Raw genomic sequence first — 13747 nt, 5'->3', positions numbered from 1 at the left:
TTACACAATCAAAACAAAACAGCAAAAATATGAATCTATTTTTGGGTGTCTATTTACCTTTCTTGGCCATATTTCGTTCGAGCAAAAACAACCTTAAAAGGTCAACAGACCCTAGGAAATGCCACATTGTTGATTCGGCTCTTTACTATCGCTTATCAATCACACGCTTGGCTTTACCTTCAGAGCGTGGCAGCACGCCTGCTGGCACTATTTCAACCTTGGAAGATATGCCAATGAACATTTTAATCTTTCCGGCCAGTTCATTCTGCAGTCCGTTTAGTTGCGAGCTATGAACTTCGGGCTGCTGCTCTACCCTTATGGTGACACAGTCCATATTGCCCTGTTTGAACAGTTCAATTAGGTAGTGCGGAGCCAATCCTCGAGTATTACAAATCTGTTCTTCAATTTGTGTTGGGAAAACATTCACACCCCGCACTATCAGCATGTCATCACTGCGTCCGGTGATTTTACCCATTCGACGCATGGTACGAGATGTACCAGGCAGAAGGCGCGTCAAATCGCGGGTGCGATAGCGGATGATTGGCATCGCCTCTTTGGTAAGACTTGTAAATACCAACTCCCCTTCTTCACCATCTGGTAATACTTCTCCCGTCAGTGGGTCGATAATCTCAGGGTAGAAATGGTCTTCCCACACCGTCGGGCCATCTTTGGATTCCACACACTCCTGCGCCACGCCAGGGCCAATCACTTCAGACAGTCCATAAATATCAACAGCATCCATGGAGAGACGACGCTGCATCTCTTCTCGCATCGCTTCAGTCCAAGGTTCTGCACCAAATATACCGACGCGCAACGCTAGTCTCTCTGGATCAATGCCTTGTCTCGCCATTTCATCAGCAATGTTAAGCATGTAAGACGGGGTCACCATGATGATGTCTGGGTCAAAATCCCGAATAAGTTGAACTTGCTTCTGGGTCTGACCACCGCTCATTGGAATTACGGTACAACCTAACCTCTCCGCGCCATAGTGAGCACCAAGACCGCCAGTGAAGAGGCCGTAACCGTAAGAAATATGGACTTTGTCTTTCGGTCTTCCACCTGCGGCGTAAATAGAGCGAGCAACCACATCTGCCCACATGTTCACGTCATTTTGAGTGTATCCCACCACGGTGGGTTTTCCCGTTGTTCCACTCGATGCGTGAACGCGAACCACTTGTTCCATTGGCGTACAGAACATGCCAAATGGGTAGTTGTCGCGAAGATCAGCTTTGGTGGTCATGGGGAACTTGCTGAGATCTGACAGGGTTTTCAAATCGTCAGGATGGACTCCGTGGGCCTTGAACTTCTCACGATAAACTGGCGAGTTTTCATAGACATGGTTCAACGTGTTTTTAAGACGTGATAGCTGAAGTCCGCGTAACTCATCAATGCTGGCATTTTCTATCGCGTGCATCCCTACCTTACTACTCATCTTGCTCTCTCCTTTCAAGGCTTTACTTCCAGCTCCATCGCTTTTCAAGGTTTGCCCCTTAAAGCGTAGTCGCCAATTCGAATATTTATTCATGTTACACATTATTGATCATTTCTATTTATTGTGTATCATAAAATTTAACCATTCATAAACATTTTTATCAAACGTCGACAACAAACAACCGTTTCCATCGGTATTAATTTGGGTCGAAACGAAATGCAAACACGTAGAAGGACACGTGATATGAAGGCAAAAAGTTATGTTTACGGGACATGGCATGAGGGAGCAGCTAATGGTGTTTCCGTCGAGAATGCCATCACAGGTGAGCCAATCTGTACCGTCAGCTCTGACGGTATCGATTTCGCGGAAGTGGTGCGATTTGGCCGTGAAGTGGGTGGCCCTGCGCTGCGCGCGATGACCATTCATGAACGTGCAGAAATGCTAAAGGCACTAGGTTTGAAGCTGCTGGATAACAAGAAGCGCTTTTACGATATATCTCAATGGACAGGGGCAACCAAAGCGGACAGCTGGGTTGATATTGAAGGTGGCCTCGGCACCATGCTCAGCTATTCAAGCATTGCTCGCCGCGAATTAGGCAATGAACCTTTTATCGTTGAAGACAGCGCGCAGCCACTTTCTGCGGACGGTTCATTTGTCGGTCGGCATATCCTCACTTCCAAACCCGGCGTTTCAGTTCATATCAACGCTTTTAACTTCCCTTGCTGGGGAATGCTGGAAAAAATCGCGCCGAGCTTGATCGCGGGCGTGCCTGTGATTGTTAAACCCGCAACGCAATCGGCCTACCTGACGCAAGCCATGGTCGCAGACATGGTGGAAAGTGGCCTGCTTCCAGAAGGAGCTCTGCAGTTGATTTGTGGGAGTGTCGGTGATCTATTGGATCAACTGAGCGAGCAAGACTGCGTCACTTTTACCGGTTCGGCTTCAACGGGTCAGATGCTCAAAGTCCATCCCAACATCGTCGCCCACAGCATTCCATTCAACATGGAAGCCGACTCGTTGAACTGCAGCATTCTTGGCGAAACGGTCAGTGAAGACGATCCGGAATTCGATCTTTTTATCAAAGAAGTCGCAAGGGAAATGACGGTCAAAGCAGGCCAGAAATGCACTGCTATCCGTCGTGCACTGGTGCCCCGCGCCAAAGTCGACGCAGTCAACGATGCCCTTAAAGCGCGGCTTTCTCGTGTGGTATTGGGCGACCCTTCAATGGAGGGCGTCAAGATGGGACCATTGATTGGTAAAGGCCAAAAGAATGATGTGGCCTCTCAGGTCAGCAAGCTTTGCGAGCAAAGTGAGGTGCTGCTGGGCGGTAACGACGCGGCGATGGAGCTTGTTGGTGACCACTGCTCTCAAGATGCTTTCTACCCACCAACGGTACTGCTTTCGAAGGCGCCAACAGAGGAGGGTTATGTCCACAACGTAGAGGCATTTGGTCCGGTTTGTACCCTTTTGCCTTATGACGACCTTTCCCAAGCGGTTGCGATCGCTTCACTGGGTAAAGGCAGTCTGGTGGGCTCTGTCGTTACTAACGATGCATCAGAAGCGTCAGCGCTTGTGCTGAAAGCGGCTGCCTATCATGGTCGTATGCTGATCCTGAACCGAGACAATGCAAAATCCTCAACTGGACATGGTTCCCCGCTCGCACCGCTGGTTCACGGTGGCCCCGGGCGTGCCGGTGGTGGTGAAGAGTTGGGTGGCGTTCGTGCCATCAAACACTATATGCAGCGCACTGCTTTGCAGGGTTCACCTACCATGCTTACTGCCATTACCCGTGAGTACACGTCAGGTGCAGAGAAAATCCGCACACCAGTCCACCCTTTCCGTAAATACTTTGATGAACTGCAAATTGGCGAAAGCCTGACCACCCACAGACGCACGGTCACTGAAGCTGACATCGTGAATTTTGGTTGCCTGTCTGGCGATCATTTTTATGCCCATTTTGATGAAATTGCCGCCAAAGATTCCCTGTTTGGTCAGCGCGTGGCTCATGGTTACTTCGTGCTTTCAGCGGCAGCAGGCTTGTTTGTCGATCCCGCACCAGGCCCGGTACTTGCCAACTACGGCCTAGAGAATCTGCGTTTTATCGCTCCGGTCGCGATTGGCGACACCATTCAGGCGGACATTACCGTGAAGCAGAAGATCAAGAAAACCCGCCGTCCGGATGAGGAACGCGCAACCGGTGTCGTGGTCTGGGACGTGCTGGTACGCAACCAGAATGACGAAACCGTCGCTGTCTACGACATCATGACCTTGGTTGAGCGTCAGGAGGACTGAGCCATGAAGAAGAAGATGAATTTCATCACCGTGCTTTTCACCGTCAACAATGGCGTCGCGACCTTAGTGCTGAACAGACCGGACTCACTCAACAGCTTCAATGCACAAATGCATGAAGAAGTGAAAGCCGCTATCCGTGAAGTGCGGGAAAACAGTGAGATCCGCTGTTTGCTTATCACGGGAAATGGTCGAGGTTTTTGTGCCGGGCAAGATTTGAATGATCGCGCCGTGAATGACGCCAGTGCCCGCGTTGATTTGGGCGAATCCGTCGAGCGCAACTACAACCCGTTGATTCGCGCCATCAGCACACTCAATGTCCCGGTTATCTGCGCCGTTAACGGCGTAGCCGCTGGTGCTGGCGCCAATATCGCCATGGCGTGTGACATTGTCTTCGCTTCCCGCTCTGCAAGTTTCATTCAGTCTTTCGCCAAAATCGGGCTGATCCCAGATTCCGGCGGCACCTGGAACCTTACCCGCGCGCTCGGGCTGCCCAGAGCAAAAGCCTTGGCATTGCTGGGTGAAAAACTCCCGGCAGAGCAAGCCGAAGCTTGGGGCATGATTTGGCGCTGCATTGACGATGAAGCCTTGATGGAAGAAGCCAATGCGGTCGCAGAAAAACTGGCCAAACAGCCGACCCTTGCTCTCGCCAATATCAAGCGTCTACTGAACGCTTCATTCGCCAACACGCTCGACCACCAGCTTGAGCTGGAAAAAGAGACCATGCGCAACCTCGGCTATTCCCAGGATTATGCGGAAGGCGTGGCTTCGTTTCTTGAAAAGCGTGCACCGCAGTTTAAGGGGGAATGAGCATGGATGCAGACCAATTAGCGCAAGCCTGCGCCCAGCAAATGTTCAGCCATGACAACGTCTCTCGCGCCATGGGTATGAATGTCGAACACATGGCTTGTCGGCAGAGTGAAGTCACCATGCGCGTGACTGCTGAGATGTTGAACGGTCATCAAACCTGTCATGGCGGCAAGATTTTTTGTCTCGCAGATTCAGCGTTCGCTTTTGCCTGCAATTCAGAAAATGAATCCGCTGTGGCCTCAGCCTGTTCTATCGATTTTCTGCGTCCTGCGCGCGAGAACGATCTTCTCACGGCGCGGGCATTTGTCATGCACCAAGGCAGAAGAACAGGCATCTATAACGTCAGCATTACCAATCAAAACCAAGAGCTTGTTGCGATTTTCAAAGGCAACTCAGCGCGTCTGAACCAAGCTGTACTCCCCCAGGATCAAAGGAGTGATTCATGAAGCATGCATATATCTGCGATGGCATTCGCACCGCATTTGGCCGCTATGGCGGCACGCTCTCTGCAGTGAGAGCCGATGACCTAGGCGCTGTACCTATCCGTGCCCTGATGGAGCGCAACCCTCAGCTTGATTGGTCCCAGATAGAAGAAGTGTTCTACGGCTGTGCCAATCAGGCCGGCGAAGATAACCGCAATGTAGGCCGCATGAGTGCCCTTCTGGCGGGTATGCCAGAGTCTGTACCCGCGACCACCATTAACCGTTTGTGCGGTTCAGGTATGGACGCCATCGGCACGGCAGCCAGAGCCATTGATTGTGGCGAACTGGAACTCGCCATTGCAGGTGGTGTGGAATCCATGTCCCGCGCCCCGTTTGTAATGGGTAAAGCACAAACGGCTTTTTCGCGTCAGGCGGAGGTGTTTGATACCACCATCGGTTGGCGCTTCATCAATGAAAAGATGAAAAAACAATATGGCGTCGATTCCATGCCTGAAACAGCAGAAAACGTCGCAGAAGATTTTAAAGTTAGCCGAACGGATCAAGATGCCTTTGCGCTTCGAAGCCAACAACGGGCGGCTAAGGCACAAGAAGCGGGGGTTTTCGACGCTGAAATAACACCAGTGATCATTCCTCGTCGTAAGCAGGAGCCACTTTGCTTTAAAAAAGACGAACACCTTCGCGCGACAACCACAGAAGCGCTGGCAGGATTACCCACACCTTTTCGTGAGTTTGGCAGTGTTACTGCAGGCAATGCCTCCGGCGTTAACGATGGCGCGGTTGCGCTCTTGCTCGCCTCAGAAACGGCTATTGATAAGCACAGCCTGAAACCCCGAGCACGCATTCTTGCCATGGCAACCGCTGGCGTTCCGCCACGCATCATGGGCTTTGGCCCTTCACCAGCCGCAAAGAAAGCGCTCAAACTCGCAGGGTTAACACTGGGGGAAATGGACACCATTGAACTCAATGAAGCCTTTGCAGCGCAAGCCTTGGCAGTTACTCGCGACCTTGGACTAGCGGATGACTCTGAAAAGGTAAATCCAAACGGTGGCGCTATCGCATTAGGTCACCCTTTAGGTGCGAGCGGTGCGCGTCTTGTGCTTACCGCACTGAACCAACTTGAACGTACGCAAGGTCGTTATGCGCTTTGCACCATGTGTATCGGTGTCGGCCAGGGCATCGCCCTCGTGATTGAACGTGTTTAATTTTCTGCACCTGAAAACGGAGCAATAACTATGAAAAAACTAAGACAGGAAGCTCAGGAAAAAGCGCTGTTGGAAGCCTTCCAGCAGAAGATTAACTGTGAAGAGAAAATAGAGCCCAAAGATTGGATGCCTGACGCTTATCGTCAAAATCTGATCCGCCAGATCTCACAACATGCGCATTCTGAAGTGATTGGAGAACAACCAGAAGGCAATTGGATCACCCGAGCACCTTCACTGCGTCGTAAAGCCGTACTGCTTGCCAAAGTGCAGGATGAAGCGGGCCACGGGTTGTACCTCTATAGCTCAGCCGAGACGCTAGGAGTCAGCCGCGCAGAAATGATCGAAGCACTGCAAACCGGGAAAGCAAAATACGCCTCTATCTTCAATTATCCCACCCAAACTTGGGGCGATATTGGTGCGATTGGCTGGTTGGTTGATGGTGCTGCTATCTGTAATCAGGTTTCCCTTCAGCGCACCTCGTATGGCCCTTATGCCCGCGCCATGATCCGTATCTGTAAGGAAGAGAGCTTCCACCAACGTCAGGGCTACCAAATCATGCTAGCACTCGCCAACGGCAGCGAAGAACAACGCCAGATGGCGCAGGATTCGCTCAACCGTTTTTACTGGCCATCGCTAATGATGTTCGGCCCTCATGATGCAGAATCTGCGCACTCAGCACGTTCAATGCAATGGAAGATCAAACGCGAAACCAATGACAGTCTTCGTCAGAAGTTCATTGACCAGACCGTGCAGCAAATTGAGTTTCTGGGGTTGGAACACCCAGACAAAGCCATTAAATGGAACGAAGAACGCGGCCATTACGACAGCGGTGAAATCGACTGGGAAGAATTCTACAACGTCATTAATGGTAACGGACACTGCAACCGCCAACGTATTCAGCATCACGTTAACGCTCACGAAGACGGCGCCTGGGTACGTGACGCGCAAAATGCGCACGCGGAAAAAGTTAAACAACGTCAACAACATGCAGTGGCTTAAGGAGAAGCGATATGACGCTAGAAAATCTTGAACTATTTGAAGTCTTCGTACGCGGCAAACGCGGCCTTGACCATAAACATGTTGGTAGCCTTCACGCAGAGGATGCCGCCCACGCGCTGCAATATGCTCGTGACTGCTACACCCGTAGAAGTGAAGGTGTAAGCATTTGGGTGGTGCGCTCGGCAGACATTTCCGCTTCACAGGAAGCCGACAATGAAGCCTTTTTCGACCCGTCGGACGACAAGCCCTATCGTCATGCGACTTATTACCCACTTCCGAAAGAAGTCGGCAACATGTAAGGAGCCAGAATAATGGAACAACAGAAAAAGGATTTGCTCCGCTATGCACTGAGCCTTGGCGATGATGCATTAACGCTGGGCCACCGCTTGTCTGAATGGGCGAGCCATGGCCCCTTCTTGGAAGAAGACATTGCGCTAGGTAACGTCGCATTGGATTACATTGGTCGCGCACGGATGTTTTATGGCTACGCCTCTGAACTGACTGACGGCGAGAAAAGCGAAGATGATTTTGCCTACCTGAGAGGAGAGCGCGATTACATCAATTACCTTATCAACGAGCTACCCCGCAGTGACTTTGCGTTCACCATGGCAAGACAGCTCATCGTTGATATTCACAGCCATTTGTTTATGACCCAATTATTGGAATCAAAAGATCCTGTGTTATCAGCCATCGCACACAAATCGATAAAGGAAAGCCGTTACCATCTGATGCGCAGTAAAGACTGGGTCATAAAGCTCGGCGATGGTACAGAAGAAAGCCAACAACGCATGCAAACGGCGATGAACGATTTGTGGGGTTATATACCAGAGTTGTTTGAGCCAGATGAAACTGAAAGTCGATTAATTGCTGCAGGTATAGCAGTTGACACCTTTGCACTGGAAGCCGACTTTCGCGCCCAGTTAAGTGGCGTATTAGAAGAAGCCACACTGAACGTTCCAACCGATGAATGGGCAGTGCGTGGCGGGCGAAAGGGCTATCACACAGAACATCTCAGCCATTTACTCTGCGTGATGCAAAGTGTCCACCGCGCATACCCTGGTTGTGAGTGGTGAGATATGGAAACCATTCCTGTTACACCACGCGCCCAATTTGAGCGAGTGAAGGCAAGAGCCAACTCGACCGCTCCTGAAGTATGGCAACTTCTGGACGATGTCGCTGACCCCGAAATTCCAGTCCTTTCAATATGGGACATCGGGATCCTTCGAAATGTCAGTGAACAGGATGGAAAGGTTCTTGTCACCATCACCCCCACTTATTCTGGATGTCCGGCTGTAGAGACCATCAAGGAAGACATTATTGCTCTCCTATCACAAGCGGGTTACACCAATGTGGAAGTCAAAACATCGCTTTTTCCGCCGTGGTCGACCGACGATATGTCTGAATCAGGCCAACGAAAACTGAGGGAATATGGCATAGCCCCGCCTTCAGATTCGCCAAGTACCTGCCTTCGCCTGACACCGGAACAAGGGGTGCGTTGTCCTCACTGCGGTTCTTCAAACACTACACGGATCAGTGAGTTTGGCTCAACGGCCTGCAAAGCACTGTTCCGCTGCGAGAGCTGTCTGGAGGCTTTCGACTTCTTTAAATGCTTGTAGCAAAGGGAATTGACCATGAGTGAAACCAATTTCTATTCATTAAAAATAAAACATACGCAGCCCCAGACCGATTCTGCCCTGTGTGTAACCTTCGACATTCCGGAAGCGCTGAAAGAGACATTTCGGTTTGTTCAGGGGCAGTTTCTCACGCTGCGCGCCAACATTGATGGAGAAGAAGCGCGTCGTGCTTACTCAATTTGCTCAGGCGCAGATGAGGGCTTGCTGCAAGTTGCGATCAAGCGAGTGGAAGGCGGTAAGTTTTCCAACTTCGCCAACGACAATTTTGAGGCTGGCTTGACGGTGGATGTTATGCCTCCTCAAGGCAGTTTTTTTACAGAACTGGATTCTTCAAATCAGCATCATTACATGTGCATTGCGGTTGGCAGCGGGATTACGCCGATTTTGTCGATTATCAAAACCGTACTTTCTCAGGAGCCCAATAGCCGAATAACCCTGATTTACGGCAACCGACAAAGCAACACCATGATGTTTGCTGACACGTTGGGTTATCTGAAAAACCGTTATATGACGCGATTCAGTTGGATAAACATCATGAGTCAAGAAGATCAGGGCTCAGACCTGTTATCTGGTCACATCGATGTAAAGAAAGGTGCCGCGCTGCAAAAACAACGTCTTATCGATATCAACAGCACCGACCATGCCTTTATCTGTGGTCCTGAGTCCATGATGGCGGAAGTCTCCAGAGGGTTCCGTATTGAGGGGCTTTCTGATGACCAAATTCACTATGAGCTTTTCTCTTCGTCGTCTGAAGATGCGCAAGTTGCACTGGAAAAAGCCAAACAGCGTGTTGCCAATTATGGCGAAGAAAAAATGAGCAAAGTGACCGTCACCGCTGATGGTCGTTCTATCAGCTTCAAGCTGGCGACCGTAGGTGAAAACATTCTCGATGCTGGCATCGACAATGGCATGTCGCTCCCCTATTCATGCAAGGGCGGTGTTTGTTCCACCTGTAAAGCCAAGCTGGTGAAAGGAGACGTCGAGATGGATATCAGCCACGGCCTTGAACAACACGAGATTGATGCGGGTTACATCCTGACCTGTCAGGCACACCCGCTTTCTGATGACGTTACTGTTGATTTCGACCAGCGATGATTTCGACCAAAGATAAACAGGGTCTTTTGACCTATGTTTCGAGTTTTCGCAGCAGTTTTTGGCGGCTTTATACAGGGCAGAGGCTTCGATGTGTCGCTGGCCTACATGAGAAACCGGCAACGCAGAAGAAAGTCGCCACCAACGCTGCGCAAAGGAATGAACTACCACGTAAGGACGTACTATGTTTCTTTCAGACACCGTTAGCCTAGTCATTGAAGATGGGATTGGCGTAATCCGGGTAGACAACTCACCGGTTAATGCCCTTTCCCATTCAGTGAGATCTGGCATTCAGACCGGGCTGGAGCAGGCCAATGCCAATCCAGACATTTCCGCCATTGTGATTGGCTGTAACGGCAACACTTTTATTGCCGGCGCCGACATCAAAGAGTTTGGTCAAACACCGAAGCAGCCTTACCTACCCGATGTTTTGCAGTCCATTCGAACCAGTGCGAAACCCGTCACGGCTGCGCTTCATGGCACCGTGCTTGGTGGGGGTTTTGAGTTGGCATTGTCATGTCATTATCGTGTTGCCATGATAGGCACAAAGGTTGGCTTACCCGAAGTCAATCTCGGTCTTATTCCCGGAGCCAGCGGCACTCAGCTATTGCCCCGATATGTAGGAGTAGAAACAGCACTTTCCATGATCACATCCGGCAAAATGGTTTCGACAGATTCCATACCGTATCTTATCGACATGCAGATCGACGACGGTAGGTTAGGACAAAAATCTTCACCGCTAACCGAGCATGCTCCTTTGGTTAACCAAGCCGCGATTCTCTTTGCTAAAAGAACAGCTAACGATGTCTTTGTTGCACCGGACAAGCGGAATATTCCGGGTTCTTCCGAAGAGAATATCTTTGAAAGCTGGCGTACAAAGCTCGCCAAAAAGGCCAAAGGTCAGCTCGCTCCTCAAAGCGCCATTGATGCCATTGAAGCAGCGACTAAGCTTCCCTTTGACGAAGCATTGGCATTGGAGAGAACACTGTTTCTGGCCTGCCGGGATTCCGAACAATCCAGCGCGATGCGCTACGCCTTCTTCGCGGAAAAACAGGCAGCTTCCGGTTACACCAAATCGTCTTCTGGTATCGACATTCAATCGGTCGCTGTCATTGGTGCAGGTACAATGGGAACTGGCATTGCCATTGCCTTTGCCAGCAAGGGATTCAACGTGACTCTTGTCGAAACCAATGAAAAATTGTGCGCCTCAGGTCTAGAGCGCATTCGAAACCAATACCAGAAAATGCATGAGCAAGGCAGAGTGTCAGAAACGCAAAAAGAGCAAGCCCTTTCGGTGATTTCCGGTACCAGTGATTATGGCAATCTTGCCGATATTGATTTAGTCGTTGAGGCAGCTTTCGAGAAAATGTCGGTGAAGAAGATGATATTTTCTTCACTAGATGCGGTATGCAAACCATCGACAATCTTTGCAACAAACACCTCTTATCTGGACATTGACGACATCGCGTCGTGCACCACCCGCCCTCAGCAAGTCATTGGTATGCATTTTTTCAGCCCGGCTAATGTGATGAAGCTGGTCGAGGTGGTCAAAACCCACTCAACGTCAGAACAAGTTGTCAGCGTCGTCATGAAAACCGCCAAGCGACTAGGAAAGGTACCTGTATGCGTTGGGGTTGGCTTTGGATTTGTGGGCAACCGAATGTATGCCGCTTACGGACGCGAAGCGAATATGTTGCTGCTTGAAGGCGCAAGCCCAGAGCAGATAGATTCGGCGATGGAATCCTGGGGTATGGCGATGGGGCCATTGGCGGTGAATGACATGTCTGGCATTGATATCGCCTACAAAGCGCGCCGCGAGTACCCACCGATTTACGATGATCCCGCCTATTTTCTCGCTGCCGATACCATGGTCGAACATGGACGGCTAGGCCGTAAAACCGGCGTGGGTTTCTACCGTTATGAAAATGGTAAGAAAACCAACGACCCAACCACGATGGCTTTGATTGCGATTGAAGCAGAGCGCCTAGGTGTAGAAGCCAGACTTATCACTGATGAAGAAATTCAAAACCGACTGGTGCTTGCTTTGGTCAACGAAGGGGCACACTTATTAGAAAAAGGCATTGCAAGAAACAGTGAAGATATAGATACCATTTGGCTAAATGGATATGGTTTCCCTCGTTTTCGAGGCGGCCCAATGTATTATTCCAAATCAAATGGCATAAATAACACCATTGAAAGCATCAATTACCTTTACCGCGAAACAAATAAAGCATGGTGGCAACCTTCCGAGAAATTAGAAACCATTTAAAATCATACTTTGCAATAATAACTCCATTTTTCCCGCATTAACTTGCGGGCTTTTTTATGCAAAAAAAGACCTTAATAAACATTAAGGCCAAAATACTAAACGTGTATTAACGTACCAAGTGCTAAGTACCAAGCGCTAAGGATTAATAAGAAAAGCGTTTTCCTTCCGGTCAGAAATAAGCAACCGCATTGAGCAGTGCAATAAATTGATCATCTGACGTACCACCGGCAAACAACCCTGCACCACTGCCTTTATAGGTGTCATAGCGAAGTTCAGGACGGATCTTAAAGTGCTGATTCACACTCCAATCGAGATTTGTCGTCACGGAATATACGTCACCACCCGTTGCACCCACTGAGCTCCACAGCACATTCGCTGCATTCTCATCATCAAACCACTCGGCACGGGCTGCGAAGTAGAGGTTCTCGTCCAGTTTATATCTCGCACCTACGTTCAGGCCCATCCAATCACTGTCTTTGGTAATAAAAACAGGTGCTACAGCCACATCGCCACCTTCTTGAAAACCATATACAAACTCAGCAGCCAACTGCAGGTCTGGATTGACAGTTTGGGTCAGCGTGGTGGTTGAATGGAAACGGTCGAGTTTCTTACCCGTAGAACTGACGGCAATGTAGGGTGAGCCACCTTTCGCAGCGCCGAATGCATCGCCTTCACCGTCACCATAGATAAACTCGAAATCTAGCCAAGTTGCTAAATCCGGGCTACGCCAACGCGCCGCACCAATAAAGGTTGGACGTTTTTCATCCCAGTTATTCCAGCCTGCCACCAAGCCCGCATCAAAGCTCAACAGTCCAAAATCTTCATCGGTGGGTACTTTGATGCTGGCAAGCGCACCAACGTGTTTTGAAGGCCCGTGCTGAGTAGCATAAGTGTGTGTGACAAACCAGTTAGGCGGCGTAAAAGGAGCACCGACTTCATTGCCGATGAAAGTGAAGAAGCTACCTACCATCAATGTCATACCGTCAAACACCGGGAGATAAGCATCAATGTAAAACTGCGGAATAGCGAACTTGTTGTCGTCATCATCATCAAAGGTATAATCATCAATACCTGCCACACGGAAGAATTGAACATCCTGACCGTACATGGCTGTCACATTGAAATCGATCCGCGCCTCCCCAACAGGTCCCGGAAACGGCCCAACTCGGCTTAATACGTTTTGAGCCGGAGCAAAAGCGCCAGTCGGCAAGCAGCCCATCCCCTTACAGAGCATTACGCCAATTTGATTGAGGCCAACACCGTCTTTCTGGTTTAGAAACGCACCGTTGCTGATATTGCCATCACCAATGGTGTCTGAAGCATGAAGTGCCGTTGCTTCTGCCCAACCCGCGACGGTGATTTCATGCTCATCTAAAGCATTGTTTGTTACTGCACGAAACAAGGAACCACCAGCTGGCTCAGCGTTTGCTATTCCTACCGTTGGCACCATTAATGCCAAAGAAACTGATAGACCCAATATATTCCTTTTTAATCTCATACTGCTTTCCTTTAATGGTTTAATTATCACATCAGGCGGTGACAATTTTCCTTAAACTTCAAATCCACTCGCAGGCCAA

The 13747-nt window shown here is 49.9% G+C and carries 12 protein-coding genes; 10 read left to right on the top strand and 2 right to left on the bottom strand.

What is annotated here, in order from left to right; all coding sequences use genetic code 11:
- Nucleotides 1-145: 145 nt before the first annotated feature.
- Nucleotides 146-1432, bottom strand: coding sequence for a phenylacetate--CoA ligase PaaK (paaK, locus tag L4D06_RS22690; protein ID WP_429741533.1), 1287 nt, complete (start codon nt 1430-1432; stop codon nt 146-148).
- A 243-nt stretch (nt 1433-1675) separates the two neighbouring features.
- On the opposite strand from paaK, the gene paaZ reads away from it, so the two are divergent.
- The 10 genes from paaZ (at nt 1676) to L4D06_RS22640 (ending at nt 12170) form a co-directional block, all read left to right on the top strand.
- The gene (gene paaZ, locus L4D06_RS22685) at nt 1676-3724 is read left to right on the top strand and encodes a phenylacetic acid degradation bifunctional protein PaaZ (protein ID WP_429741531.1); all 2049 of its coding nucleotides are present in this window, start codon (nt 1676-1678) and stop codon (nt 3722-3724) included.
- 3 nt (nt 3725-3727) lie between these two features.
- A complete protein-coding gene (paaG, locus tag L4D06_RS22680; RefSeq protein ID WP_429741529.1) occupies nt 3728-4531 on the top strand; it encodes a 2-(1,2-epoxy-1,2-dihydrophenyl)acetyl-CoA isomerase PaaG in 804 nt (267 codons plus the stop codon).
- A gap of 2 nt (nt 4532-4533) precedes the next feature.
- A complete protein-coding gene (gene paaI, locus L4D06_RS22675; protein ID WP_429741527.1) occupies nt 4534-4977 on the top strand; it encodes a hydroxyphenylacetyl-CoA thioesterase PaaI in 444 nt (147 codons plus the stop codon).
- Nucleotides 4974-6176 (top strand): 3-oxoadipyl-CoA thiolase, encoded by a 1203-nt coding sequence (pcaF, locus tag L4D06_RS22670; protein ID WP_429741525.1) that lies wholly within the window; start codon nt 4974-4976, stop codon nt 6174-6176. Before paaI ends, pcaF begins: the two co-directional genes overlap by 4 nt.
- A gap of 30 nt (nt 6177-6206) precedes the next feature.
- A complete protein-coding gene (gene paaA, locus L4D06_RS22665) occupies nt 6207-7175 on the top strand; it encodes a 1,2-phenylacetyl-CoA epoxidase subunit PaaA (protein WP_429741523.1) in 969 nt (322 codons plus the stop codon).
- Between the two features lie 11 nt (nt 7176-7186).
- On the top strand, nt 7187-7474 hold the full coding sequence (gene paaB, locus L4D06_RS22660) for a 1,2-phenylacetyl-CoA epoxidase subunit PaaB (protein ID WP_429741521.1): 288 nt from the start codon (nt 7187-7189) through the stop codon (nt 7472-7474).
- A gap of 12 nt (nt 7475-7486) precedes the next feature.
- On the top strand, nt 7487-8248 hold the full coding sequence (gene paaC / locus L4D06_RS22655) for a 1,2-phenylacetyl-CoA epoxidase subunit PaaC (RefSeq protein ID WP_429741519.1): 762 nt from the start codon (nt 7487-7489) through the stop codon (nt 8246-8248).
- 3 nt (nt 8249-8251) lie between these two features.
- Nucleotides 8252-8791 carry a 1,2-phenylacetyl-CoA epoxidase subunit PaaD gene (gene paaD / locus L4D06_RS22650; protein WP_429741517.1) on the top strand — a complete coding sequence of 180 codons (540 nt, stop codon included), beginning with the start codon at nt 8252-8254 and terminating at the stop codon, nt 8789-8791.
- 15 nt (nt 8792-8806) lie between these two features.
- Nucleotides 8807-9904: a 1,2-phenylacetyl-CoA epoxidase subunit PaaE gene (paaE, locus tag L4D06_RS22645; protein WP_429741515.1), complete on the top strand. Its 1098-nt coding sequence runs from the start codon at nt 8807-8809 to the stop codon at nt 9902-9904.
- 181 nt (nt 9905-10085) lie between these two features.
- Entirely contained in the window at nt 10086-12170 is a 2085-nt protein-coding gene (locus tag L4D06_RS22640; RefSeq protein ID WP_429741513.1) for a 3-hydroxyacyl-CoA dehydrogenase NAD-binding domain-containing protein, read from the top strand.
- Nucleotides 12171-12339: 169 nt separating this feature from the next.
- On the opposite strand, the gene L4D06_RS22635 is transcribed toward L4D06_RS22640, so the two are convergent.
- A complete protein-coding gene (locus tag L4D06_RS22635) occupies nt 12340-13668 on the bottom strand; it encodes an outer membrane beta-barrel protein (protein ID WP_429741511.1) in 1329 nt (442 codons plus the stop codon).
- Nucleotides 13669-13747 lie beyond the last annotated feature (79 nt).

It is taken from the genome of Enterovibrio makurazakiensis, assembly GCF_050336585.1.
In the GTDB taxonomy this organism is placed as follows: Bacteria; Pseudomonadota; Gammaproteobacteria; order Enterobacterales; family Vibrionaceae; genus Enterovibrio; species Enterovibrio gelatinilyticus.
Note: the sequence above shows the minus strand (reverse complement) of the source record. Positions and strands in the feature narration are given on the sequence as shown.

Bases quoted from the DNA above. Each gene is read 5' to 3' on its own strand.
- paaK (WP_429741533.1), bottom strand. From the start codon at position 1,432: ATGAGTAGTAAGGTAGGGATGCACGCGATAGAAAATGCCAGCATTGAT.
- paaZ (WP_429741531.1), top strand. From the start codon at position 1,676: ATGAAGGCAAAAAGTTATGTTTACGGGACATGGCATGAGGGAGCAGCT.
- paaG (WP_429741529.1), top strand. From the start codon at position 3,728: ATGAAGAAGAAGATGAATTTCATCACCGTGCTTTTCACCGTCAACAAT.
- paaI (WP_429741527.1), top strand. From the start codon at position 4,534: ATGGATGCAGACCAATTAGCGCAAGCCTGCGCCCAGCAAATGTTCAGC.
- pcaF (WP_429741525.1), top strand. From the start codon at position 4,974: ATGAAGCATGCATATATCTGCGATGGCATTCGCACCGCATTTGGCCGC.
- paaA (WP_429741523.1), top strand. From the start codon at position 6,207: ATGAAAAAACTAAGACAGGAAGCTCAGGAAAAAGCGCTGTTGGAAGCC.
- paaB (WP_429741521.1), top strand. From the start codon at position 7,187: ATGACGCTAGAAAATCTTGAACTATTTGAAGTCTTCGTACGCGGCAAA.
- paaC (WP_429741519.1), top strand. From the start codon at position 7,487: ATGGAACAACAGAAAAAGGATTTGCTCCGCTATGCACTGAGCCTTGGC.
- paaD (WP_429741517.1), top strand. From the start codon at position 8,252: ATGGAAACCATTCCTGTTACACCACGCGCCCAATTTGAGCGAGTGAAG.
- paaE (WP_429741515.1), top strand. From the start codon at position 8,807: ATGAGTGAAACCAATTTCTATTCATTAAAAATAAAACATACGCAGCCC.
- L4D06_RS22640 (WP_429741513.1), top strand. From the start codon at position 10,086: ATGTTTCTTTCAGACACCGTTAGCCTAGTCATTGAAGATGGGATTGGC.
- L4D06_RS22635 (WP_429741511.1), bottom strand. From the start codon at position 13,668: ATGAGATTAAAAAGGAATATATTGGGTCTATCAGTTTCTTTGGCATTA.